The sequence below is a fragment of the Bradyrhizobium sp. U87765 SZCCT0048 genome (assembly GCF_018131225.1).
Lineage (GTDB): Bacteria > Pseudomonadota > Alphaproteobacteria > Rhizobiales > Xanthobacteraceae > Bradyrhizobium_A.
This window is the reverse complement of record NZ_JAFCMM010000003.1, coordinates 798,481-822,925: the sequence shown is the minus strand read 5'-3', so window position 1 is coordinate 822,925 and position 24,445 is coordinate 798,481. Positions and strand designations below refer to the sequence as shown.

General features: G+C 66.7%; 23 protein-coding genes. 13 read left to right on the top strand and 10 right to left on the bottom strand.

Going from position 1 to position 24,445, the window contains the following annotated elements; genetic code table 11:
* Window positions 1–31 precede the first annotated feature (31 nt).
* The 4 genes from JQ639_RS22315 to JQ639_RS22300 form a co-directional block, all read right to left on the bottom strand.
* Window positions 32–931 (bottom strand): dihydrodipicolinate synthase family protein, encoded by a 900-nt coding sequence (locus tag JQ639_RS22315; protein WP_211968442.1) that lies wholly within the window; start codon window positions 929–931, stop codon window positions 32–34.
* A gap of 234 nt (window positions 932–1,165) precedes the next feature.
* Entirely contained in the window at window positions 1,166–1,987 is an 822-nt protein-coding gene (locus JQ639_RS22310; protein ID WP_211968441.1) for a carbohydrate ABC transporter permease, read from the bottom strand.
* Window positions 1,984–2,943, bottom strand: a complete 960-nt coding sequence (locus JQ639_RS22305; RefSeq protein ID WP_371745160.1) for a carbohydrate ABC transporter permease — start codon at window positions 2,941–2,943, stop codon at window positions 1,984–1,986. Before JQ639_RS22305 ends, JQ639_RS22310 begins: the two co-directional genes overlap by 4 nt.
* A 261-nt stretch (window positions 2,944–3,204) precedes the next feature.
* Window positions 3,205–4,554 carry an ABC transporter substrate-binding protein gene (locus JQ639_RS22300; protein ID WP_211968440.1) on the bottom strand — a complete coding sequence of 450 codons (1,350 nt, stop codon included), beginning with the start codon at window positions 4,552–4,554 and terminating at the stop codon, window positions 3,205–3,207.
* A 302-nt stretch (window positions 4,555–4,856) separates the two neighbouring features.
* Here JQ639_RS22300 and JQ639_RS22295 point away from each other — a divergent pair, with 302 nt between their 5' ends.
* Together JQ639_RS22295 and JQ639_RS22290 are read left to right on the top strand one after the other, a co-directional pair.
* On the top strand, window positions 4,857–5,942 hold the full coding sequence (locus JQ639_RS22295) for a tartrate dehydrogenase (RefSeq protein ID WP_211968439.1): 1,086 nt from the start codon (window positions 4,857–4,859) through the stop codon (window positions 5,940–5,942).
* Between the two features lie 277 nt (window positions 5,943–6,219).
* On the top strand, window positions 6,220–8,589 hold the full coding sequence (locus JQ639_RS22290; RefSeq protein WP_211968438.1) for an efflux RND transporter permease subunit: 2,370 nt from the start codon (window positions 6,220–6,222) through the stop codon (window positions 8,587–8,589).
* A 90-nt stretch (window positions 8,590–8,679) separates the two neighbouring features.
* On the opposite strand, the gene JQ639_RS22285 is transcribed toward JQ639_RS22290, so the two are convergent.
* Complete coding sequence (locus JQ639_RS22285) at window positions 8,680–9,177, bottom strand: hypothetical protein (RefSeq protein ID WP_211968437.1); 498 nt, start codon at window positions 9,175–9,177, stop codon at window positions 8,680–8,682.
* 331 nt (window positions 9,178–9,508) lie between these two features.
* Between JQ639_RS22285 and JQ639_RS22280 the strand changes: the two genes are divergently transcribed.
* Together JQ639_RS22280 and JQ639_RS22275 are read left to right on the top strand one after the other, a co-directional pair.
* On the top strand, window positions 9,509–10,432 hold the full coding sequence (locus JQ639_RS22280) for a 2-dehydro-3-deoxygalactonokinase (protein ID WP_211968436.1): 924 nt from the start codon (window positions 9,509–9,511) through the stop codon (window positions 10,430–10,432).
* Window positions 10,433–10,542: 110 nt separating this feature from the next.
* A complete protein-coding gene (locus tag JQ639_RS22275) occupies window positions 10,543–11,853 on the top strand; it encodes an MFS family transporter (protein WP_211968435.1) in 1,311 nt (436 codons plus the stop codon).
* An 82-nt stretch (window positions 11,854–11,935) separates the two neighbouring features.
* On the opposite strand, the gene JQ639_RS22270 is transcribed toward JQ639_RS22275, so the two are convergent.
* The 4 genes from JQ639_RS22270 to JQ639_RS22255 form a co-directional block, all read right to left on the bottom strand.
* Window positions 11,936–13,447 (bottom strand): MFS transporter, encoded by a 1,512-nt coding sequence (locus JQ639_RS22270; protein ID WP_211968434.1) that lies wholly within the window; start codon window positions 13,445–13,447, stop codon window positions 11,936–11,938.
* A gap of 170 nt (window positions 13,448–13,617) precedes the next feature.
* Window positions 13,618–13,755 carry a hypothetical protein gene (locus JQ639_RS22265; protein ID WP_211968433.1) on the bottom strand — a complete coding sequence of 46 codons (138 nt, stop codon included), beginning with the start codon at window positions 13,753–13,755 and terminating at the stop codon, window positions 13,618–13,620.
* Between the two features lie 11 nt (window positions 13,756–13,766).
* The gene (locus JQ639_RS22260; protein WP_211968432.1) at window positions 13,767–14,987 is read right to left on the bottom strand and encodes a pyridoxal phosphate-dependent aminotransferase; all 1,221 of its coding nucleotides are present in this window, start codon (window positions 14,985–14,987) and stop codon (window positions 13,767–13,769) included.
* Between the two features lie 5 nt (window positions 14,988–14,992).
* Entirely contained in the window at window positions 14,993–15,379 is a 387-nt protein-coding gene (locus JQ639_RS22255; RefSeq protein ID WP_211968431.1) for a tautomerase family protein, read from the bottom strand.
* Window positions 15,380–15,472: 93 nt separating this feature from the next.
* Between JQ639_RS22255 and JQ639_RS22250 the strand changes: the two genes are divergently transcribed.
* The 9 genes from JQ639_RS22250 (at window position 15,473) to JQ639_RS22210 (ending at window position 22,533) form a co-directional block, all read left to right on the top strand.
* A complete protein-coding gene (locus JQ639_RS22250; RefSeq protein ID WP_211968430.1) occupies window positions 15,473–16,330 on the top strand; it encodes a LysR substrate-binding domain-containing protein in 858 nt (285 codons plus the stop codon).
* Window positions 16,331–16,398: 68 nt separating this feature from the next.
* Window positions 16,399–16,995 (top strand): YdcF family protein, encoded by a 597-nt coding sequence (locus JQ639_RS22245; RefSeq protein ID WP_249123375.1) that lies wholly within the window; start codon window positions 16,399–16,401, stop codon window positions 16,993–16,995.
* A 79-nt stretch (window positions 16,996–17,074) separates the two neighbouring features.
* Window positions 17,075–18,223 carry an ABC transporter substrate-binding protein gene (locus JQ639_RS22240; RefSeq protein WP_211968428.1) on the top strand — a complete coding sequence of 383 codons (1,149 nt, stop codon included), beginning with the start codon at window positions 17,075–17,077 and terminating at the stop codon, window positions 18,221–18,223.
* Window positions 18,224–18,258: 35 nt separating this feature from the next.
* Complete coding sequence (locus JQ639_RS22235; protein WP_211968427.1) at window positions 18,259–19,122, top strand: branched-chain amino acid ABC transporter permease; 864 nt, start codon at window positions 18,259–18,261, stop codon at window positions 19,120–19,122.
* Window positions 19,119–19,976, top strand: coding sequence for a branched-chain amino acid ABC transporter permease (locus JQ639_RS22230; protein WP_211968426.1), 858 nt, complete (start codon window positions 19,119–19,121; stop codon window positions 19,974–19,976). The genes JQ639_RS22235 and JQ639_RS22230 overlap by 4 nt, the downstream gene beginning before the upstream one ends.
* The gene (locus JQ639_RS22225) at window positions 19,973–20,740 is read left to right on the top strand and encodes an ABC transporter ATP-binding protein (RefSeq protein WP_211968425.1); all 768 of its coding nucleotides are present in this window, start codon (window positions 19,973–19,975) and stop codon (window positions 20,738–20,740) included. The genes JQ639_RS22230 and JQ639_RS22225 overlap by 4 nt, the downstream gene beginning before the upstream one ends.
* The gene (locus tag JQ639_RS22220; RefSeq protein ID WP_349644589.1) at window positions 20,733–21,440 is read left to right on the top strand and encodes an ABC transporter ATP-binding protein; all 708 of its coding nucleotides are present in this window, start codon (window positions 20,733–20,735) and stop codon (window positions 21,438–21,440) included. The genes JQ639_RS22225 and JQ639_RS22220 overlap by 8 nt, the downstream gene beginning before the upstream one ends.
* Window positions 21,440–22,165: a histidine utilization transcriptional repressor HutC gene (gene hutC, locus JQ639_RS22215; RefSeq protein WP_211968423.1), complete on the top strand. Its 726-nt coding sequence runs from the start codon at window positions 21,440–21,442 to the stop codon at window positions 22,163–22,165. The genes JQ639_RS22220 and hutC overlap by 1 nt, the downstream gene beginning before the upstream one ends.
* A gap of 86 nt (window positions 22,166–22,251) precedes the next feature.
* Window positions 22,252–22,533 (top strand): DUF1330 domain-containing protein, encoded by a 282-nt coding sequence (locus tag JQ639_RS22210; RefSeq protein ID WP_211968422.1) that lies wholly within the window; start codon window positions 22,252–22,254, stop codon window positions 22,531–22,533.
* A gap of 226 nt (window positions 22,534–22,759) precedes the next feature.
* Here the strand turns inward: JQ639_RS22210 and hutU are convergent, their stop codons facing one another.
* Complete coding sequence (hutU, locus tag JQ639_RS22205; RefSeq protein ID WP_211968421.1) at window positions 22,760–24,436, bottom strand: urocanate hydratase; 1,677 nt, start codon at window positions 24,434–24,436, stop codon at window positions 22,760–22,762.
* Window positions 24,437–24,445 lie beyond the last annotated feature (9 nt).

The window sequence follows — 24,445 nt, the reverse complement described above, 5'->3', positions numbered from 1 at the left end:
TTGCCTCGAAGCGGGTCCCGGTGCAAGGTGCTCAGCGGCCGAGCGGCCCGAGCTCGTACGCAAACCTCGCCACCAGCTCCAGTCCGAACGCGGTCGGCCGTAGCGCCGGGCCGCGGTCGTGGACGGCGAGGCCGGCGCGGGCGGCGAACAGGCGCTTGCCATAGCAGATCAGGCTCTCGACCGACTGCATCACGAACACGATGGCCGGCAGGATGCTCTGGTAGATGCGCTCGGCCTCGGCCTCATTGCCGACGCGGAAGGCGTCGTAGGCGCGCACCGCATGGTCGATGACATCGGGCGCGAGAATGAGCCCGGCGCAGCCGGCGCGCAGGTTATCGATCAGCTCGAGGCCGCCGCGGCCGTTGAACACCGGCACACGGCCTTTCGTGCGCTCGATGACGCCGCGGATGTCGGTGGCGGGCCCCTCGCCCTTGAGCAGGCGGATGTTGGGATAGCGCGTCACGAGTTCGGCGATCTCGTCGGCGGTGAGGCCGCGGCCCATATAGGCCGGCGCGTTCTGGATGCCGACCGGCAGCCGCGTCGCCTCTGCGACCCGGCCGAAGAACGCGATGTATTCGCCGGCGGCGAAGCTGCCGACCATCGGCGGCTGCAGGATCACCCAGTCGGCGCGGTTCTGTTCGGCCGCGCGCACCTGCGCGATCTGCTCGGCGACCGAGCCGCCGAAGATGGTGAAGCCCAGCGGCACGCGGCCGGCGACATCTTCCGCCGTCCATTCCATCACTGCGACACGCTCGTCGAAGGACAACTTTAACACCTCGGTGGCGAGGCCGAGCGCGGCCATGCCATGAACGCCGGAGGCGAGGCAGCACTGTACCTGCCGCCGCATCGCGGCGCGGTTGAGCTTCTCGTCGGCGTCGAACAGCGCGTAGACGATGCCGTGAATGCCGTGGAAGGCGCTAGCGTCCATCATGGAATGTCCCGTTTCTTATCAAGCACGCCGAGATCTGATGAGTTCGGGCGAAAGGTTATCCGTCATCCTGAGGTGCGAGCGGAGCGAGCCTCGAAGGATGGACGGCCGCTGAGCTACTGCTCGGGCCGTCGCCCTTCGAGGGCCATGCTTTGCATGGCCACCTCAGGGTGACGGATTACGTTGACGCGCGAAGCTACTGGATCAGCTCCAAAATAAGCTCCAAGCCATCGCCCGCTACCCACCCTTCACCGCGCCCGCGGTGAGGCCGGCGACGATCTGGCGCTGGGCGACTAGGGTCAGCAGCAACACCGGCAGCGTGACCACCAGTGCGGCGGCGGCGAGTGGGCCCCAGCTCAGCTGGTCGAACGAGATCATGTTGTAGACCGCGACCGGCAGCGTGCGGGTCTCGCGGCCGGCGAGTACGATGCCGAAGGCGAAATTGTTCCAGGAGAAGATCACGGCGAGGATGAACGACACCGCGATGCCTGGTTTGGCGATCGGCAGCGCGACATGGCGAAACACCTGCCAGCGGCTGGCGCCGTCGATGATCGCGGCCTCCTCCAGCTCCATCGGCGTAGTGTCGAAGTAGTTGATCATGATGTAGATCACGATCGGCACGGTGATGACGAGATGGATCAGGATCTGCGGCAGCAGCGTGCCCATCAGGCCCAGCCACTGGAACAGCAGGAATAGTGGGATCAGGTAGGACAGGCCCGGCGTCATGCGCGCGATCAGCACCACGAACGCCGACTTCATCGCCTTCATGCGAGCGATGCCGTAACCCGCGGGGACGCCGACGATGAGACCGAGCAGCGTCGCCGATCCCGTGACGATCAGGCTGTTGAAGAAATACTGCACGAAGCGGTTGGACTGCATCACCTGGACATAATTGTCGAAGGTGACGGTGGTCGGGATCAGGATCGGCGGATAGGCGGAGTTGTCGACCTCGTATTTCAGCGACAGCGACAACATCCAGATGAAGAACAGGATCGCCGGCGACACCAGCACGATGGCGGCGAAGACGAGCCCGATACGCTGCAGGACGATCCGGATCATGCCGATGTCCCCACGTCCATCCACTGGGTGCGGCGGCGCAGATACAGCAGCAGCACCGACAGCGCCACCACCAGCAGGAAGAATACCAGCGCGATCGCCGAGCCGTAGCCGACGTCGTAGTACACGAACGCGACCGAGTAGAGATAAAGGTTGATGGTCTCGGACGCCGTGCCGGGGCCGCCCTGGGTCATGGCGAAGATGATGTCAAAGCTCTTCACCGCGTCGATGGTGCGGATGATTGCGGCAACCAGCATGAACGGGGCGAGCAGCGGCAGGGTGATGTAGCGGAACATCTGCCACTGGCTGGCGCCGTCCATCAGCGCGCTCTCGTAGGGCTCGGTCGGAATGGCGGCGAGGCCGCCGAGCAGGATCAGCATCACCAGCGGCGTCCACTGCCAGGTCTCGACCAGCACCAGCGACGGGATGACGGTGGCGGGATGGAAGATCCACAGCTGCGCCGGAATGCCGACCAGCGACAGCAGGTAGTTCATGACGCCGAGCTGCGGGTGGAACATCATGGTCCACACCAGTGCGATGGCGACGGGCGTCGCCATCATCGGCATCACGAACAGGCCGCGCAGCAGGCCGCGCGCAGGGAATTTGGCATGGAAGATCAGCGCGGCGACGACGCCGAGCACCAGCGGCAGGACGACCGCCAGCACGGTGTAGACGAGGGTGTGGATGGTGGCATCGATAAAGCGGGCGTCGGTGAGCAGACGGACGTAGTTGGCAAGGCCGACAAAGCGCGGCGCCTCGCCGACCTTCCAGCCCTGCAGGCTCATCCAGACGGTGAACACCCAGGGGAAGATGATGACGCCGCCGACCACGAGGACGGCGGGCACGACGAACGGCCAGTAGCTCGGCGGCCGCCATGGCGCGGCGGTCGCCACAGCGCCGCGCTCCGCGGCGGAGCCGACAGTCATGAGCGGGGTGGATTTGACGTTCGCGTCGACCATGTACAGCAAGACCTCATGTGGCGAACATCAAAAAATCGAGTTCGGTGTGACGGGGGTTGTTTGCCCGCTGTCGCCATGCGTTCGCTCCTGATGGTGAGGAGCGGCCAACGGCCGCGTCTCGAACCATGAGGCCCGTCACGCTCGGCCTCATCCTTCGAGACGCAGGCTGCGCCTGCTCCTCAGGATGAGGGATTGGCGCCTGTGCCGGTATCGGCACCAAGGGACGCGACAAGGGACGCGATCCTCGGTGGATCGCGCACCTCACCCCTTCTCGCTGCGCTCGAGGATCGGCTTGAACTGCTCGGTCGCCTTCTTCATTTCGGTGGCCGGGTCGGCGCCGGACAGCGTCGCGGTCAGTGCGGCGCCGATGACGTCGCGGAATTCCGCCACGGGCACGATCACCGGCAGGCCGAGCTTGCTGATCTTGGCCGAGCCGATGACGCAGTCGAGCCACTCGCTCGGCATCTTGACGCCCTTGCGGGTGTCCGGATCGTCGATCACCGAATTACGGAAGGGAACGCCGCCGCCGACCTGCAGCAGCCGCGCGCCCATCAGCTTGGACACCGCCCACTGGCTGTAGAGATAGCCGGCCTCCTTGTTCTTGCTGGCTTCGGCGACGCCGATGCCGTCGCCATAAGTAGCGGACGCCCGGATCTTGGGGCCCTTGGGCATGACGCCGTAGCCAACCTTGCCGACGACGCGCGAGCGTGTCGGGTCTTCCAGCGGCGGCGCCCAGCCGATGCCGTCGAGCCACATCGCTGCGCGGCCCTGGATGAAGGCGGCCTGGGATTCCATCCAGTTGAATCCGGCAATGCCGGGAGGGCCGGCCTTGGTGAGGAGATACTGGTACTGCTTGGTCGCCTCGATCGCCTCGGGGCTGTCGGTGAGCAGGTTGCCCTTGTCGTCGATGAAGTCGAGGCCGTAGCCGAGATAGATGCTGGCCCACATCGGCAGGTTGGCGTTGCGCAGGCCGCGGCCGACGAAGCCGGAAATGCCTTCCTTGGGATCGTTGAGAAGCTCTGCCGCCCGGATCATGTCGTCGATCGTCTCGGGATACGGGACGTTCTTCTTCGCGAAGATCTCCTTGTTGTAGTACAGCATGAAGTAGTCGACCGACCACGGCAGCGAGCGCAACTGGCCCTTGTCGGTGGTGGCGTAGGTCAGCCCGGCCGCCGAGAAGTCGCTCGGCGTGAGGTCCGGCGTCGTCAGGTTGGGATCCTTGATGAAGCCGGAGAAGTCGGCGAGCCAGCCCGCCTTGTCGAACTGCCGCTTCTGCACGTGATAGCTGAGGTGCACGACGTCGAAGTTCGGCTTGCCGGAGGTCAGCTCGATTACGGCCTTCTGGCGCTGCTGTTGTTCCGGGATCAATTCCGACGATACCTTGATGCCGGTCAGCTCGGTGAACTCCTTCTCGTGGCGCTGCAGCAGTTCGCCGCGCGGGCCCTTGATCAGGTTGGCCTCGAGCATCGTGCCGGCGTACTTCTTCCATTGCGGATCGGCCAGCGCGGGCAGGCCGGCGAGGCCAAGCGCGCCGGCGGCGAGGCCGCCCTGCAGGACGCCGCGGCGGGTGGGGCCGAAGCTCGATCTACGGCCGGTGGTCAGACGTGTCATCCGATCATCCTCCCTCAAGTCCGCCTTGTTGCGGCGGTGATTGATTTGTTGGGTCCTGCCGGCAACGCGGCGGAGCAACAAAAATTAATATATCAGCGGCGGACCGACAAGGCGGCACGTGCGTCTGAAAATGACCCGCTATGTGGGGCGTCGCCCTGTTCGGCTGCGCCCGGTCGCCGAATCCGGATGACTGCCATCGGCAGCGGGACGGTTTCCAATGGCGTGCGCGCATCGCATAGTGCGCGCGCCGCGCGGTTCGTTCGCGCGGCGCACCGACCTGCCCCCCGAAAAGGATCGACGAGATGGCCAGCACCGGCAGCAACCGCAAGTACAGGATCGCAGTGATCGCCGGCGACGGCATCGGCAAGGAAACCGTGCCGGAGGGATTGCGCGCGCTCGAGGCGGCGGCGTCGAAGTACAAGTTCGAACTCGAGCTCGATACCTTCGACTTCTCGTCCTACGACTATTACGCCAGGCACGGCCAGATGATGCCGGACGACTGGAAGGCCCAGATCGGCGGCCATGACGCCATCTTCTTCGGCGCGGTCGGCTGGCCGGAGAAGATTCCCGACCACATCTCGCTGTGGGGCTCGCTGATCCTGTTCCGGCGCGAGTTCGACCAGTATGTCAACCTGCGGCCGGTACGGCTGATGCCGGGGGTGCGCTCGCCGCTCGCCGGCCGCAAGCCCGGCGACATCGATTTCTTCGTGGTCCGCGAGAACACCGAGGGCGAATATTCGTCGATCGGCGGCCGCGCTTTTCCAGGCACCGAGCGCGAGTTCGTGGTCCAGGAGACGATCATGACCCGTACCGGCGTCGACCGCATCCTCAAGTTCGCCTTCGACCTCGCCCAGAAGCGCGACAAGAAGCACCTGACCTCGGCGACCAAGTCCAACGGCATCTCGATCTCGATGCCGTACTGGGACGAGCGGGTCGAGGCGATGGCCAAGGCCTACCCCGACATTCGCTGGGACAAGTACCATATCGATATCCTGACCGCGCACTTCGTGATGAACCCGGACCGTTTCGACGTGGTGGTCGCCTCCAACCTGTTCGGTGACATCCTCTCGGACCTCGGGCCGGCCTGCACCGGCACGATCGGCATCGCGCCCTCCGGCAACATCAATCCGGAGCGCAGGTTTCCCTCGCTGTTCGAGCCGGTGCATGGCTCGGCGCCGGACATCGCAGGTCAAGGGATCGCCAACCCGGTCGGCCAGATCTGGTCGGCGGCGATGATGCTCGACCATCTCGGCGAGCCGGAGGCCGGCAAGGCGGTGGTCGCGGCCATCGAGACGGTGCTCAAGGAAGAGAAGCTGCGCACCCGCGACCTTGGCGGCGCGGCCGATACGACGACCTGCGGCAAGGCCGTCGCCGACGCGCTGTCCTGAGCCTCGGTCAATCCGCCGCTGGCCGGTCGGGCCGGTCACATCGTCGCGACCCGGCCCGGGCGGGCCGGGTGCTGCCCAAAAACGCCGTTTTCGCTGTCAAGCTGGGCGTGGCCGTCCCCACCGTGAGGGGCATGGCCGCGCCGCCCCGGCGCATGCGAGGCCGCGTTACAACAGGGTGCGTCTCAATGACCGGAGGGTCATCATGGTTGTCCCTATTTTCATCAAAATTTGCTAAACCCGCTTATCGGTTATTCGTCGGTACGGACACGGATCTCGCATGCTTGACCCGAAACAGATCAACGTCGGTGCGGAGGAAAATGCCGCCCGTCGCTCTCTCAGTATTGCTTTCGGAATCGAGCGAATCGGCCTGCTGCCGATGCGTGCGCCGATCCTGTCGTGCCTGATCCTGGTGGCGCTGTGCATCGGCGCCTTCTTCGGCCTGCAGCGCATCAAGATCGATGATTCGCTGAGCCAGCTGTTTCGCTCCGAGACCCGCGAGTACAAGCAGTACGAGGCCGTGACCAAGCGCTTCCCGTCGACCGAGTTCGACGTGCTGGTGGTGGTCGAGGGCAAGACCCTGCTGGCGCGGGACAATCTCGAGAAGCTGCGTGAATTTGTCACCGATCTCCAGCTCGTCGACGGCACCCGCGGCATTATCTCGCTGTTCTCGGCCCGCCAGGCGCCGGCGCCCGGCCAGTTCCCCGCGGCCCTGTTCCCGGAGAAGCTGCCCGAGGGGGCCGACTACGACAAGTTCATCGGGACGGTGAAGTCGAACGAGATCATCCGTGGCAAGCTGCTGTCCGAGGACGGCACGCTGGCGCTGGTCGTGCTGTCGCTCGAGCCCGCGGTCGTCTCCAGCAAGGGCCTGAACGGAACCATCGGCGACATCCGCAAGCTGATGAAGGACGATCTCGGCGACACCGGGCTGTCGGTGCAGCTCTCCGGCGTGCCGGTGATGCAGCTCGAGATCCGCAATGCGGTGGAACGTGACGGCCTGATCTACAACGCCGCCGGCATCATCGCCGGCTGCCTGATTGCCATCGCGTTCTTCCGCAAGATCTCCTTCATGGTGATCGCGGCGTTCCCGCCGCTGCTCGCCATCCTGCTGGCGCTGGGCGGCCTCGGCTGGGCCGGCTTCAGCCTCAACATGTTCCTGAACGTGATGACGCCGCTGATCATGGTGATCAGCTTCTCGGACTCCATGCAGTTGACCTTCGCCGCGCGCGACCGCCTGATCGCCGGCGAGGACCGGCGCACGGCGTTCGCCAATGCGGTGCGGGTGGTCGGGCCGGCCTGCGTGCTGACCCACGCCACCGCGGGCATCTCGTTCCTGGCGCTGCAGTTCTCCAATTCGGACCTGATCCGGGCGTTTGGCGAAGCAGGCCTTGCCGCCACCATCATTGCCCTCCTGGCGGTGCTGTCGTTCGTGCCGGTGTTCGGCGTGCTGCTGGTGCGTGGCGAGCAGAAGTTCGCGGCCAAGTTCAAGAGCGCGGACGCCGGCGTCACCGCGCTGCGCAACTTCTGCGCCTGGATCGCGGTGCGCATGGTCAGCCGCCCGGGCCTGTTCAGCCTGATCGCCGTGGTCGTGGTCGGCGGCCTTGCGCTGATCTATTCCCACCTCGAGCCGCGCTACCGCCTCGCCGACCAGGTGCCGGACAAGCAGCAGGCGGTCGCCGCCTCCAGCCGGCTCGATGCCAAGCTGACCGGCGCCAATCCGATCGATGTGCTGATCGAGTTCCCCAAGGGCGCCTCGCTGTACGCGCCGGACACGCTGCAGACCATCGCCGATGTCCATGCGCTGGTCGAGAAGCAGGCCGGCGTCGGCAATGTCTGGTCGCTGGAGACGCTGCGGCGCTGGCTGGCGGAGAAGGCCGGCTCCCATGATGTCGCGACGCTCAAGGAATATGTCGACGTCATCCCCGACCATCTCAAGCGCCGCTTCGTGTCGGCCGAGCAGGACGCGGTGGTAGTGTCGGCGCGGGTGCCCGACAAGGACTCCAGCCAGATCCTGCCGGTGGTCGAGAACCTCGACAAGGCGATGGACGCGGTGCGGGCCAGGCACCCCGGCTACGAGATCGCGGTCACCGGCCTGTCGGCGATCGCGGCGCGCAACAGCGCCAGCATGATCGAGAAGCTCAATTCGGGCCTGACCATCGAATTCGCGTTCGTCGCGGTGTTCATCGGCCTCGCCTTCCGCTCGGTGGTGGTGATGTTCTCCAGCATCCTGCCGGGCATCTTCCCGGTGGTGCTGTCGGGCACCGTGCTGTGGGCGCTGGGCGAAGGGTTGCAGTTCGCGAGCGTGGTGGCGCTGACGGTGTCGTTCGGCCTCGGCCTGTCCGCCACCATCCACTTCCTCAATCGTCTGCGGCTGGAGACGGAGCCGGGCGCCGACCCGGCGGTCGCCGTCGAGCGCGCCACCGTGCTGGTCGGTCCGGCGCTGATCCTGACCACCGTGGTGCTGGCCTGCGGTCTCGTCGTGATGGTGTTCTCGGACCTGCCGTCGCTGCGGCTGTTCGGCTGGCTCAGCGCCTTCTCGATGGTGGCGGCGCTGATCGCCGACCTGTTCATCCTGCGGCCGACGGCGATGTTCCTGATCAGCCTGGGACAGAGGGTGCGCGCCGCCGTGCTGGGGCCGGCCAAGACCTGACGCCATCTGCGCCTGACAACCCAGAAAACGAAACGGCGGCCGGGAGGCCGCCGTTTTGTCGTCGGAGGTGGGCGAGGGGGAGGGGCCGCGTCAGCGCGCCAGCGTGATCTGCACACCCCTGAACTGGGTGTTCTGGGAATTGATGGCGATGGTCTGCCTGTTGCCGCGGGCGGTGACCCGCAGCTCGGCGGCGAAGCCATTGGCGGTGACCAGCGCGTTGAACTGGCCGTCGCTGGCACGGCCCTCGACACCGCCGTTGATGCCGCGGCTGGCCTCGCTCCAGGTGCCGGTCAGGGCGCCGCTGCGGTTGGTGACATCGCTCGACAGGTCGAAACGGTAGCTGTCGCTGGCGCAGCGCAGCACCTGCTGCAGGTTGTTGCCATCGGAGCCGACCGTGTAGGTCGCACGGCACCGGATGCGTTCGCTGCCGCCGTCGGCGATCTGCACCGTGCCGTTGCCGGACCAGTTGCCGCTCAGGCCGGTGAACGGGCCGGACTGGGCAAAGCTCGGCGACGCCGCGAACAGGCCGGCCGCGACGCAGGCTGCCTTGATCAATTGCCAGAACACTTTCGAACCGAACGCTGTCATATCTGGTCCCTGCTATTGTCCATCGATGTCGGGTTCGTGCCCGACTGTCAGTCATCAGCTTAGTCGCGGCGTGTTACCAAGGGTTCAACCGCGACGCCCGCTTTATACGGCCGGCCTGTGGCGGTGACGGCCCCCGGGCGCTGCCTGTTCGGCAGATCACATCGGACCGTCGCACCACAATGCAGGATGACGGTAATCCGTGGAACATTCCAGCGCCGCCGCGCCGCCGCGATGCACCGATGCGAAATTGTGCACTTGAAATATCAAGCAACGCCGTGCCAATCCTGACGACGAGGCGAACGTGACGGTGCGACGACAGACGGAGGTGGGGGTGGCGGTCGAACCTGCCTGGATTGCTGTCGACTGGGGGACCTCGAACCTGCGGCTCTGGGGGCTCGATCCGACAGGCGCCGTGCTGTTCGCCGGCGAATCCGACCAGGGCATGGCGCGCCTCTCCCGCGAGAGTTATCCAGCGGTGCTGGCCGGCCTGGTCGCAGAGCATGTCGCGGCCGACGGCCCGATGATCGATGTCATGATCTGTGGCATGGCCGGCGCGCGACAGGGCTGGACCGAAGCGCCTTACCTGCCGGTCCCGGCCGATCTCGACCATCTTGCGTCACATGCCGTGCATCCGCCGCTGGCCGGTTCGCGGCTGCGGCCGCGCATCCTGCCCGGCCTGTGCCAGACCGGTGCCGGCGATGAGGACGTGATGCGCGGCGAGGAGACCCAGTTGCTGGGCCTCGCCGCCCGCCATCCCGGCTTTTCCGGTCTCGTCTGCATGCCGGGGACGCACTGCAAGTGGGCGCAGCTCGACGGCCGGCGCGTCGTGCGCTTCACCTCGGCGATGACAGGCGAGGTGTTCGAGGTGCTGCGACAGCACTCGGTGCTGCGCCATTCGCTGAACGGTGACGACGATCCCGCCCTGCGGGCCCAGGGGCTCGACGAGGGGCTGGCGCTCGGGCTGACGTCGCCGGACAAGCTGCTCGGCAGGCTGTTCAAGGTGCGCGCAGCCTCGCTGGTGTCGGAGCGGCCGGCGGCATGGTGCGCGGGTTTCCTGTCCGGCCTGCTGGTGGGCAGCGAGGTCGGAAGCCAGCGGGCCGATCTCGGCCATGACGAGATTCCCCTGATCGGCGGCGCGCAACTGTCCCACATCTATGCCAGGGCGCTCGCCATGGTTGGCGCCCGCTCGCGCCGTGTAGATGCGGCCGATGCCGTGCTGGCGGGCCTTGCCGCAGCGCGGCAATCGCGGAGCTGATCTCAGACCTATTGTTGACAGGAACCTGCTCTGCAAGGGTATCCGGTGACTCGCTTCCCCGGGTCAAAAACAGTATGTGGGCCTTTCGACGCCACGAGGAGACATGACTGATGACCGCATCCACGACGCCTGCCATCGGAGACAGCGCCGACCGCCGCCGACGTATCTTTGCGATCTTCGGCAGTTCCTCTGGCAACCTGGTCGAATGGTACGACTTCTACGCCTACGCGTTCACCGCGCTGTACTTCGCACCTTCGTTCTTCCCCAAGGGTAACCAGACCACCCAGTTGCTGCAGACCGCGGCCGTGTTCGCCATCGGCTTCCTGATGCGGCCGATCGGCGGCTACCTGTTCGGCTTCATCGCCGACAAGTTCGGCCGCAAGACCTCGATGATGATTTCGGTGCTGATGATGTGCGCCGGCTCGCTCGCCATCGCCGTGATGCCGACCTACAACAGCATCGGGGCGCTGGCGCCGGCGCTGCTGCTGCTGGCGCGCATGATGCAGGGCCTCTCGGTCGGAGGTGAATACGGCACCAGCGCCACCTACATGAGCGAGGTGGCATTGCCCGGCCGGCGCGGCTTCTTCGCCTCGTTCCAGTATGTCACCCTGATCGGCGGCCAGCTGCTGGCCTCGCTGGTGATCCTGATCATTCAGCAGTCGATGACCGACGGCGAACTGCGCGGGTGGGGCTGGCGCATTCCGTTCTTCATCGGCGCCGCGTGTGCCGTGGTGGCGTTCCTGCTGCGCCGCTCGCTCCACGAGACCTCCTCGGCCGAGACCCGCGCGCGCAAGGAAGCAGGCTCGCTCAGCGAGCTGTTCGGCAAGCACAGCCGCGCCTTCCTGATCGTTCTCGGCTACACCGCCGGCGGATCGCTGATCTTCTACACTTTCACGACCTACATGCAGAAATACCTCGTCAACACCGCACACATGAACGACCGCACCGCCAACGTCGTCATGACCGCAGTGCTGTTCACCTACATGATCCTGCAGCCGCCGTTCGGCGCGTTCGCCGACAGGTTCGGCCGCAAGACTGCGATGCTGCTGTTCGGCGCGCTGGCGACAGTGTTCACCGTGCCACTGATGTACGCGATCGGCGGCGTCACCAGCCCGTACATGGCCTATGTGCTGATCGTCGCGGCGCTGGCGATCGTGTCGTTCTACACCTCGATCAGCGGCCTCGTGAAAGCCGAGATGTTCCCGACCGAAGTGCGTGCCCTCGGCGTCGGCCTTGCCTACGCCATCGCCAACGCCATCTTCGGCGGCTCGGCGGAATACGTCGCGCTGTGGTTCAAGGAGGCCGGAGTCGAGACCTATTTCTACTGGTACGTCACGATCATGTGCGCCATCGCCTTCCTGTCGGCGGTCGCGATGGCCGACTCGCGCACCCACGGCTATCTGCGCGGCGAGGAACACTGAGCGCGACGTCCTTCGTCCGTCCGTGAACAAACGAGGCCGTCGCCCGCCGGGCGGCGGCCTTTTTGATTCGGGGGTCGGATGCTCAGGCGTTGCAGGTAGCCGGCTGGGGGCGCGGGCGGAAAGTGAGGTAGCTTGCCGCCGCCAGCACCCAGACGCCGAGCCCGCCATAGAGCAGGACCGTGCCAAAGCCGCTGACGAGCGCGGTGTGCACGAGGTCGGCAGACGCGCCGGGAATATCCGTGACATGACCGGCGGCGATGCGTCCGGCGAGATCGCGCAGTGGCAGGCCGGCGGTCCCGGTGGGCAGGGCGTCGCGCAGCACCGTCAGGATGCCGTGCTCCAGCAGGAAACCCATCACGGCGATGTTGATGGCCAGCGAGATCAGTCGCGCGCTGATGTCGAGGCCCGACGCCATCCCGGCGCGGTCCGGCGACACAGAGCCGGTGGTGGTGTTGGTCACCGGTGTGTTGGTGATGCCGAGGCCGATGCCGGCGAGCAGTGCGCCCGGCAGCATGGTCAGCCAGCTCGCCTGCGTCGCGGCGCTGCCGAACCGCATCAGCAGGAAGCCGGCGCCGATGGTGAACAGGCCGGCGGGGATGACGACGCCGGGCCGGTAGCGCAGCGCCAGCCGTTCGCCGAGCGGTGGGAAGACCAGCGTCGGCAACGTATAGGCCAGCAGCGACAGGCCGGTGGTCAGCGGATCGTAGCCGAGGCCGCTCTGGAAGTAGATCGGCAGATAGATCATGAACGGCCAAAAGCTGAAGTTCATGCCCATGGAGCCGAACAGCGCGCCGGAGAAGTTGCGGATGCGGAACACCGAGGCGTCGAACATCGGATGGCGGCTGGAGCGTTCGATGAGGACGAAGGCGACGAGGCTGACGGTGGCGGCTGCGATGATCGCAAGGCCGGTCGGGCTGTCGAAGCCAAGGTCGGGCCCCTGGGTGATGTAGAAGGTCAGTCCGAACACGCCGAGCGAGAGCGTGACGATGCCGGGCAGGTCGACGCGGCCCGCATTGGGATCACGGGATTCGGCGACGCTCACGGCGACGAGCACCAGCGTCACCGCGGCGATAACGACATGCACCAGGAACACCCATGGCCAGCCGGACAGCGCGACGATCGCGCCGCCGATGATCGGGCCGAAGCCAAGGCCAAGGCCGAACACGATGCCCCACACGCCGAACGCGCGGCCGCGCGCCGCCGGCTCGCGGAATTGATGCGACAGGATCGCGATCTGGCAGATCAGCATGGCGCCGCCACTGAGCCCCTGCAGAAAACGACCGACAATCAGCACCGGTGTGCTCGGCGCAAGGCCGCACAGCAGCGAGGTGATGCCGAACGCGACGACGGTGACGACGAACAGCCGCTTGCGGCCGAAGCGGTCGGCCAGCGTGCCGGTCGGCATCAGCACCGTGGTGCAGGCGATGGTGTAGGCATTCATGATCCATTGCATGTCGCGGAAGCTGCCATGCAGCACCTGTTCGAGCGTCGGCAGGATGGTCGGCACGCTGGAGATTTCCAGGCCGAACATCAGCGCGGCGAGGCAGATCGCGGTGAGCGCGAGGTTATTCGTGGTGGTGGGCGACAGTGACATGGCAGGCATTCCCGTTGATGGGCGTGACGGTAGGCAGGCGCGCGCGACGGCGCTGGCCGGAAACGGACGCGATCATGAGGCGTTGCGTTGGTGTGCCGCCGTGCGTTCGGCGGCAGGCGCGTTTCCGGGCGAGACGGCGCCGGCCCCGGGTGACGAAACGCGCCGAAAAGCTAGAGGCCGAGCAGGCGCGCGGTATGCAGCATGGCGCCGGTCAGGCCAAGTATCAGCGACGCGCCGGCGACGAGACCCATGATGCAGGCGGTGAGATCGGCGCCGGCGTCGTATTCGCGAGGGGACGGGAGCGACATCGCAGCCTCCTCTATCGCAGCTGTGCGCAGGCGCCGGCAAGACGGGCGCCCGCCGCGGCGAGGACGGGCAGAGTATAGCCGAAGCTCATGCGGATGTACGGCGACAGGCCATTGTCGCTGCCGGGATGGACTGCGACGCCGGCGGCGTCGAGCAGCCAGGCGGCAACATCGCGATCGCTGGCAAGGCGCCGGCCGTCCGGCGTGGTGCGGCCGATGAGGCCGGCGCAGGATGCAAAGAGATAGAACGCACCATCCGGAGCCGTGCAGGCGAGGCCTTCGCACCGGTTGATCAGGTCGACGAAGGTGTCGCGACGGGCCTGTAGCTCGGCGGCACGCGCCCTCAGCAGGTCCTGTGGCCCGGTCAGGGCGGCGATCGCCGCCGCCTGGCCGATCGATGATGCGCATGATGTCGTCAGCGACTGGATCTTGGCGATCTCGGCGATCACCGCCGCGTCGCCGGCGACATAGCCGATGCGCCATCCGGTCATGGCGTAGGCCTTGGCGACGCCACCCACGGTGAGAATGCGCGCGCGCAACTGCGGCGCAGCGGCGGCGAATGTCGGCGCATGGCCACCGTCGTAGACGATTTGCTCGTAGAGCCCGTCGGCGATCACGCCGACGCGGGGATGATCCCGCAGCACGGCGGCGAGCGCGGCGATGTCGGCCTCGGAATAGACGGCGCCGGTCGGGTTGACCGGGTTGTTGAGGATCAGCCAGCGGGTACGCGGCGTGATCGCGGCGGCGAGATCCTCGGGCCGCAGCCGGAAGCCGTTGTTCTGCGGACACACGACCGTCACCGGCACACCGTCGGCGAGACGCACCTGGTCGAGGTAGGGCGCCCAGTACGGCGTCGGCACGATGACTTCGTCGCCGGGCGCGAGGGTGGCGAGCAGCGCGTTGTACAGTGCCTGGATCGAGCCATTGCAGATGGCGATCTCCTCGCGGTCGAACGACAGGCCATGGTCGCGTGCGAGCGCGGTACGCACCGCATCCTTCATCTCGGGCGAGCCGTCGGTGCTGGTGTAGTGGGTCTCGCCGCGCAGTGCGGCGGCATGGGCGGCGGCGATGACATGATCGGGCGTGGCGAAGTCGAGTTCGCCCGACGACATGTCGATGATGTCACGGCCTTCGGCGCGGAGCGCGGTGATCCGCCGGCGCAGCACCGCGACGGGCGCCGGGGCGATGCGGCTGCTGCGCGGAGACAGCAGCGGCTGATGCAGGGCGATGGTCATGGCGGTCAGTCCCTGACGTACTGCGCGAGGCCGTGCCCGAACGACCAGTTCTCGGGCAGCACCTCCACGAGGTTGATGAAGATGTCCTCGGGGCGCACCCCGGGATTGTCGGCCAGCCGTTCGGCGATGCGGCGGTACAGCGCCTTCTTCTGGGTCACGGTGCGGGTGTTGCTGACGGTGATCTGCACGATCACGAGGTCGTCGCTGCGGCGGATGCCGAGATATGTCGCGCCATAGGCGAAATCCGGCTCATCATGCTCGGTCAGCACCATGAAGCGGTCGTCCTCCGGCACGTCGAAGGTGTCGCGCATGGTGCGGTAGAGGCTGTCGAGCAGGGCGGCGCGATAGGCGGCAGGCTTGCCCCGGCGCAGGGAGACGCGGGTGAGCGGCATGGCAGGTTCCTTGTTGCTGGCCCTGCTGAAGGTAGCCTTCCACCCGGCATTTAAAAACGATATGATTGGATATTTCAGTCATTGAGAAATGTAATGGTTGGCAGGGCACTCGATCTCGAAGCGGTTCAGGCGTTCGTGCTGGTGGCGGAGCTGAAGAGCTTCACCCGCGCGGCAGAGGCGATGGGGTCGACGCAGTCCGCGGTCAGCCTCAAGATCAAGCGGCTGGAGAGCGGCATCGGCCGCCATCTGGTCGAGCGCACGCCGCGGCTGGTGCGCCTGTCGTCGGACGGCGAGACCTTTCTGTGTGCCGCGCGCCAGCTCGTCGCCGCCCATGAATCCGCGCTTACCGCCTTCACCACCGAGCGGCGGCGGCTCACCGTCGGCATCAGCCATCACATCGTCGGCTCCGAGCTGCCGCACCTGCTGAAGCGGCTGAACAGCTCCGACCCGACGCTGGTGGTGGAACTGCGCGTCGCCGCCTCGCGCGAGGTGCTGGCGGAGTTCGACGACGGCCGGCTCGATGCGGCGATCGTGCTCCGCCACGACCGCACCGGCCGCCAGGGCGAGGTGCTGTTCACCGAGGGCTTCGGCTGGATCTCGGCGCCGGACTTCAGCTACGCGGCGGGCGAGCAGCTGCGTCTTGCCACCCAGGCGGAGCCGTGCAGCGTGCGCGCCATGGCGATCAAGGCGCTCGACGACGCGGGCATTCCCTGGACCGAAGTCTTCGTCGGCGGCGGCATCGCCACCATCGGTGCGGCGGTGTCCGCCGGGCTCGCGGTGGCGGCGCTGGCGCGGCGGGTGGCGCCGCCCGGCACCGGCGATGTCGGGCCCAAGCTCGGCCTGCCGCGCCTGCCGTCACGCGAGGTCATGCTGTATGCCACGGCGGCGGATGCGCCGGCACGTGCAGCGATGCGGCTGCTATCGGCGAGCTTTCGTGCGATGGCGGCGTAACGCCGCGTGACATCGGCCGCAATGTGAAGTGATTGGCAGGGCCCATGGCGTCTCGCCATGATCGGCCGATGATCCCGTCCGACGACAGGCCGAGCGACGCCGAGATCGCGACGATCAATGCCCGGCATCTCGCGGTCACGCCGCTGAAGCCGGCCGACCTGCTGTTCGTGTTCGGCTCGCGCGAGGGCGTGGCGCTGCGCGTGGCCTCCGCCGCGCGGCTGTGGCGCGCGGGATTCTTCCGCCGGGCGATTGTCAGCGGCGGTGTCACGGCCGGTGGCGCGCTGTCGGAATGCGCGGTGATCAAGGCGGCGATGGTGGACGCAGGCGTGCCGGGCAAACTGATCCTCGAGGAGCATGCGGCGACCAACACCGGCGAGAACGTCATTTTGTCGCTGCCGGTGCTCGACGCCGGGGTCGGGCTCGACCGGATCCACAGCGTCATCTGCCTCGGCAATGCCTGGACCGCGCGGCGCTACCCGATGACGCTTCACCGCCACTGGCCGGCCGTCGAGAAAATGCTTTTGACCGTCAACAGCTTCGGAGTTCCAATGGCGTCCTGGCCCGACCATTCGGTGCTGCGCGCGCTGGTGCTCGCGGAATGGGCGAAGATCGAGCCTTACAAGCGCAGCGGTTTCATCGCCGACTGGCCGCCGGCCGGTGTTTGAGGCCTGAAAGATTCGCCGCTTGACCGGGCGATGACAGCCCCGCTAGTCTAAGCATGTCTATACAACTTGGGAGGACTCAGTGCGCAGTCCGGTTCATATCGTCAGTGCGGTTATCGTCGCGGCGTCGCTTGGTACGGCGGCTCACGCGCAGGATGCGGTCAAAATCGGTTTCCATGCTCCGCTCACCGGCTTCGCCGCGGCGGACGGCAAGTCGGCCAAGCAGGGCGCCGAACTCGCCGTGCAGCAGGCCAACGCGGCCGGCGGCATCGGCGGCAAGAAGATCGAGCTCGTCAGCTATGACGACGAGGGCAAGCCGGAAAACGCCATTCCTGTCGCCAACAAGTTGCTCGGCCAGGATAAGGTGGTGATCGCGGTGTCCGGCAGCTACTCGGGCCCGACCCGCGCCGCCGCCGCCGTATTCCAGCGCGCCGGCATGCCTTATCTCTCGGCCTACGCGATCCATCCGGACATCACCCGCGCCGGCGACTTCATCTTCCGCACCGGCACCATGGGCGAGGTCCAGGGCCGCGCCGGCGCCAAGCTGGTCGGCGAGACGCTGAAGAAAAAGAAGGTCGAGATCGTTGCCGTGAACAACGACTTCGGTCAGGCGCTGACCGCCGGCTTCAAGGAAGCCGCGCCGAAGTTTGGCCTGGAGATTGTCGGCGAGCGCACCTTCGGCATGCCCGACCGCCAGTTCGGTCCGCTGGTCACCCAGATCAAGGCCGACAATCCCGAGGTGATCTACGCGCCGGGTTACTTCTTCAACGCCGGCCCTCTCGTCGCCCAGTTGCGCGCCGCGGGCGTCACCGCCGACATCATCGGCCAGGAAGGCTATGACAGCCAGCGCTTCATCGAGATCGCCGGCAAGGCCTCCGAGGGCGTGATCGTCACCACCTCGCTCGACCGAGACTCGCAGTCGCCCGCAACCCGCGCCTTCATCGACAACTACGAGAAGGAGTTCAAGGATCGCGTCGACATGGTCGCCGCCTCCGGCTACTCGGCGATGACGGTGGCGATCGAGGGCCTGAAGAAGGCCGGCTCGACCGACGGCAAGGCGGTGCGTGACGCCATCCGCGGCAACAGCTTCGAAACCGCGATTGGCAAGCTGTCGTTCAACAGCCTCGGCGAAGTGAAGAAGGCCGTGCAGGTGCAGGTGGTCAAGGACGCCAACTTCCATCGTTACGGCGTGATCGACGACCTCCAGTTCCTCACCCCGCCCGAAAAGTAAGTCGGCCAGGCCGGCGACCAGCGAAGACAACGCGCATGCTACACATCGAACTGGTGCTCCAGGGCCTCGTCAACGGCAGCATGTATGCTGTCGTTGCCGTCGGTCTCACCCTGATCTACGGGTTGCTACGCGTCCTGCACGTCGCCCACGCCGGCCTGTTCACGCTCGGCGCCTACATCACCGTCCTCCTCACCAACGCCACCGGCAGCCTCGTGATCGGCACGCTGATCTCGATGCTGGTGGTCGGTGTGGTCGGCATGGTGGTGTATCGCCTGCTCTACGAGCCGCTGCTCAAGCAGCCGCCCTACGTCGCGCTGATCGCCTCGATCGGGCTGTTCATCGCGATGGAGGAGGGCTACCGCATCCTGTTCGGGCCGTATGGCAATTCCTTCACCACCACCTGGCTGACCGAGCGCGTGTCGATCGGCCCGATCAGCCTTGCGGCCGCCGATCTCGCCATGCTGCTCGGTGCGATCGTGCTGCTGGTGTTCCTCGCCCTGCTGATGAGCCGCACCCGCCTCGGGATGTCGTGGCGCGCGACCGTCACCGATCCGGCGATGGCGCGCTCGTTCGGCGTCGACACCATCAAGGTGCGCTACGGCATCTTCTTTCTCGCCTCGGTGTTTGCCGCGGTCGCCGGCTCGCTGGTGTCGGTGCTCAACAATCTCGTCGAGCCGACCATGGGCAGCGTGCCCAGCTACAAGTCGCTGGCCATCATCGTGCTCGGCGGCCTCGGCAATGTCGGCGGCACGCTGATCGCCGCGCTGCTGCTCGGCGTCATCGAAGCCTATGGCACGATCTACTCCGGAGCCTATCTCGACCGTGACGCCATCGCCTTCGTGTTCCTGATCGCGGTGCTGATGGTCCGCCCGCAGGGCCTGTTCGGAGCCAGAGCATGACCCTGGGCGCCTATGAAGTTTCGCTGATCGTCATCGTGGCGATCAATGTCATGCTCGCGCTGAGCCTGAACATCATTACCGGCCTGTGCGGCCAGGTGTCGCTGGGCCACGCCGCGTTCTTCGGCGTCGGGGCCTATGCCGCCGCGGTGCTGGCGCGCAACGGCGTGCCCTTCGCCGCCGTGCTGCCGCTCGCCGGGCTTGTCGGCTGCGCCGTCGGGCTGCTGGTCGGCCTCGCCTCGCTGCGGGTGCGCGCCGACTTTCTCGCCATTACCACCATGGGCGTCGGCTTCGTGTTCGTCGGCTTCGTACGCAAGCAGAACTGGCTCGGCGCCGAGATGGGCCTGTCGGACATTCCCGATCATGGCCTCGGCGATGTCGGCTTCGTGCTGGTCAGCCTCGGCCTCGTCGTCGCCATCATACTGCTGACCGCCTACATCAAGCGCAGCTGGCTTGGCTTCGGCTTTGCCGCCGTCGCCGACGACGAGGACACGAGCCGTACGCTCGGCGTCGATTCCGCCGCCTACAAGCTCACCGCCTTCGTGGTCGGCACCTTCCTTGCCGGCGTCGCGGGCGCGACCTACGCCTACTTCACCCGCTTCCTCATTCCCGGCGCGTTCGGCTTCACCATCTCGATCAGCATCCTCGCGATGGTGATCGTCGGCGGTGTCGGCTCGATCTGGGGCGTCATTGTCTCGGCGGCGGTGCTGACGTTGCTGCCGGAGTTCGTGCGGGTGGCCAACGACTACAAGATCTTCGTCTACGGCGTGCTGCTGGTGCTGACCATGCGCTTCGCGCCCGGCGGTCTCGCCGGGGTCGTCAGCAGGCTCTGGCGCAGGCCGGGAGGTGCCGCATGACCGCGACGTCCCCCGTTCTCCGCCTCGAGGCGATCTCCGTCCGGTTCGGCGGCATTGCCGCGCTGAGCGGCGTCGATTTCGCTCTCCATCAGGGCGAACTGCTCGGCCTGATCGGCCCTAACGGCGCCGGCAAGACCACGCTGCTGCGCACCGTGATCGGCGTCGTCAGGCCCACCGAAGGCCGCGTCATCCTCGAAGGCCGCGACGTCACGCCGCTCGGCGTCGACCGTCGTGCGCGCCAGGGCATCGCGCTGACCCATCAGATCGTCAAGCCGTTCCGCGGCATGTCCGTACTGGACAACGTCGTGTTCGCCGCCGGCCATGCCAAGACCGGCAGTGTGCTGCGAGCGCTCGGCAGCCAGTCGCGCAGCGCCGAGATCGCGCGCGCCCATGAGCTGCTGGCGCTGGTCGGCATCGACAACTACGCCGACGCCTCACCGAACGCCCTGCCGCTCGGTGCGCTCAAGCGACTCGAGGTCGCGCGGGCGCTCGCCACCGATCCGAAGATCCTGCTGCTCGACGAGCCGCTCGCCGGCCTCAACCATATCGAGGCCGAACGCCTTGCCGATACCTTCCAGCGTCTCAACGCCGGTGGCGTCACCATGGTGCTGATCGAGCACAATCTCGGTCAGGTTGCGCGCATCTGTCCGCGCGCGGTGGTGCTCGACAATGGCCGCAAGATCGGCGAGGGCGTCACGCGCGAGCTGCTGGCGGATCCAGCCGTGATCGCCGCCTATGTCGGCAAGGAGGTGGTCGGTGCTTGAGGTCAAGGATCTGGTGTGCGGCTACGGCCATCTCGTCGCCGTCCATGGCGTCAGCTTCTCCGTCGCGAGGGGCGAGGCGCTGGCGATCCTCGGCGCCAACGGCGCCGGCAAGACGTCGACGCTGATGGCGCTCGCCGGCCATGTCGAGGTCAAGGGCGGCAGCATCACCTTTGCGGACGAAGATGTCACCCGCGCGAGCCCGATGCAGCGCTGCGGCCGCGGCATCGCCATCACGCCGGAAGGTCGTCGTCTGTTCAGCGACATGAGCGTGCGCGAGAACCTGATCGTCGGCGGCTACTCGCGGCCGGCGGCGCGCACCAGGGACAATCTGGAGCGTGTGCTCGAGCTGTTTCCGCGGCTCAGGGAGCGCCTGCACAACCGCGCTGGCGGCCTGTCCGGCGGCGAGCAGCAGATGGTGTCGATCGGTCGCGCCATGATGGCCGAACCGAAGATGCTGCTGATCGACGAGGTTTCGCTGGGCCTGATGCCGAAGAACGTCGACATCTGCTACGAGGCTCTCGACAAGCTGCGCAGCACCGGCCTGACGCTGGTCCTGGTCGAGCAGAGCCTGTCGCGGGTGCTGTCGATCGCCGACCGGGTCTGCGTGCTCGACTCCGGCACGCTTGCCTGGAGCGGCAGCGCGGCGGATGCGCGCGGCAATCCGGAGATCCTCGACGCCTACATGGGCGGAGCCCATTGATGGCGAGCGTGCCGAAGCCTGCGCGTGCGTTCCATCAGGGGCCGCCCTACGCGCAGGTGAAGGATTATGTGCTCAAGCAGATCCAGAGTGGCGCCTGGCTCGAAGGCGAGATGATCCCGTCCGAGCATCAGCTCGCCGAACAGTTCGGCCTGTCACGCATGACCGTCAACCGCGCGCTGCGCGAATTGACGGCGGATCAGATCCTGCATCGCGTGCAGGGCACCGGTACGTTTGTTGCGCTGCGCAAGTACGAATCGACCGTGGTCGAGATCCGCAGCCTCGCGCAGGATATCGCCGATCGTGGCCACGCCCACCGCGCGTCGGTGGTGGTGCATCACCGTGTGCGCCCGGCGGACACGGTCCATGGCCTGTTCGAACGTAAGCACGCCACGTTGTTCCACTCCATCCTGGTGCACTACGAGAACGGCACGCCGATCCAGCTCGAGGACCGCTTCGTCAATCCGGAGCTGTTTCCCCAGTACCTCGACCAGGACTTCACCCAGCTCACCCCGAACGAATATCTCACCCGCGTCGCGCCGATCGAGCGGGTCGAATTCCGCATCGAGGCGATGATGCCCGACGGCGAGACCGCGGCGCGGCTCGCGATGGTCGTCGGTGAGCCCTGCCTCGTGCTCAACCGCCGCACCTGGTCGTTCGGGCAGGTCGCGTCCGCCACCGCGCTGTGGCATCCGGGTTCGCGCTACCGCTTCTCCGGCAGCTTCTGACATCGCCGTCGTCCGACCGCCGCTTGCCAGCAGGGCTGATCCCGGCCTAATCTAATTGTATAGACAATTAGATTAGGGAGAACGTCATGTCAGTTTTCATCGTGTCGCGCGTCGATATCCGTGATCCGGAGCAAATGGCTGCCTACATGCAGGCGGCGCCGGCGACGGTCGCCGCATTTGGCGGCACCTACATCGTGCGCAGCGGCAATATCGAGGTCGTCGAGGGCGACCAGCGCTGCGACCGTGTCGTGGTGCTGGAATTTCCGACGCGCGAGCAGGCGCTCGCCTGGTATCATTCGCAGGAGTATCGCCCGCTGCGCGACCTGCGCCAGGCGTCAGCGAGCGCCAGCATCATGCTGGTGGGCTGACGCGCGGTGCTTCCTCGCACCACCGCATAAAAAAACGCCCCGCGAGGAGGTCGCGGGGCGTTGCGGATGTCGGCCGCGGCGGTGTGGAAGCCGGCGCGACGTGTAGCCCGCGAGTGGTCCCGTCACGCCCGGCCTTGCACCAGGCATCCCTGTCGCCGAGGCATGGGAGCACGGCGGCAGGGACGACCGGGGAAGGCCCGGCCGTGACGTAGGAGGAGCGTCGTGATCACGACGCCTTTGCGGTGTGCAGGCTCGGCATGTCGAGCCCGTTGCGCACCGCGCAGTCGATGGCGATCTGGTAACCGGCATCGGCGTGGCGCATGACGCCGGTGGCCGGGTCGTTCCAGAAAATGCGCTCGATCTTTTCGCCCGCTTCCGGCGTGCCGTCGGCGATCACGGCGATGCCGGAGTGCTGCGAATAGCCCATGCCGACGCCGCCGCCGTGGTGGAACGAGACCCAGGTCGCGCCGCAGGCGGAGTTGAGCAGCGCGTTGAGAATCGGCCAGTCGGACACCGCGTCCGAGCCGTCGAGCATGCCTTCGGTCTCGCGCATCGGCGAGGCGACCGAGCCGGAATCCATGTGGTCGCGGCCGATCACGATCGGCGCCTTGAGTTCGCCGCGCGCGACCATTTCGTTGAAGGCGACGCCGACGCGATGGCGGTCGCCGAGGCCGAGCCAGCAGATGCGCGCCGGCAGGCCCTGGAACTTGATGTGCGCGCGCGCCTTGTCGAGCCACTGGTTGAGGAAGGCGTCGTGCGGCATCAGCTCGCGCACCTTGGCGTCGGTCTTGTAGATGTCCTCGGGATCGCCTGACAGCGCCACCCAGCGGAACGGGCCCTTGCCCTCGCAGAACAGTGGCCGGACATAGGCCTCGACGAAGCCGGGATAGTCGAAGGCGTTGGCGACGCCCTTTTCCTTGGCCATGGCGCGGATATTGTTGCCGTAGTCGATGGCGATCGCGCCCTTGGCCTTGAATTCGAGGATGCAGCGCACCTGCTGCGCCATCGATTGCTTGGCGGCGTCGGCCGTGCCTTCGGGATCGCGCTCCTGGCGCTCGAGCCACTGCTCCAGCGTCCAGCCGATCGGGATGTAGCCGTGCGCGGGATCATGCGCCGAGGTCTGGTCGGTGACGACGTCGGGCACGAGGCCACGCTGCAGCACGTCCTGGAACACTTCGGCGGCGTTGCCGACCAGGCCGACGGAGACCGGCTTGCCGGTCTTCTTGGCTTCATCGATCATCGCCAGCGCCTCGTCGAGGGTGGTGGCGGAACGGTCGAGATAGCCGGTGCGCTGGCGGAATTCGATGCGGCTCGGCTGGCACTCGACGACGATGATCGAAGCGCCTGCCATCGTCGCGGCGAGCGGCTGTGCGCCGCCCATGCCGCCGAGGCCGGCGGTGAGGAACCAGCGGCCGGCGAGGCTGCCGCCGAAATGGCGGCGGCCGATCTCCGAGAAGGTCTCGAAAGTGCCCTGCACGATGCCCTGCGAGCCGATGTAGATCCACGAGCCGGCCGTCATCTGGCCGTACATGGTCAGGCCCTTGCGATCGAGCTCGTTGAAGTGTTCCCAGGTCGACCACTTCGGCACGAGGTTGCCGTTGGCGATGATCACCCGCGGCGCGCCGGGATGGGTCGGGAACACGCCGACCGGCTTGCCCGACTGCACCAGCAAGGTCTGGTTGTCGTCGAGGCGCTTGAGCACGTCGACGATCTGGTCGAACGCCTCCCAGTTGCGCGCCGCGCGGCCGATGCCGCCATAGACCACAAGCTCCTCGGGGCGCTCGGCGACATCGGGGTCGAGGTTGTTCATCAGGAGGCGCAGCGGCCCCTCGGTGTGCCAGCTCTTCGTCGTGAGCCCGGCTCCGCGCGGGGCACGGATGATGCGATCGTTCTTGCGCAGCATGGTCTTTCC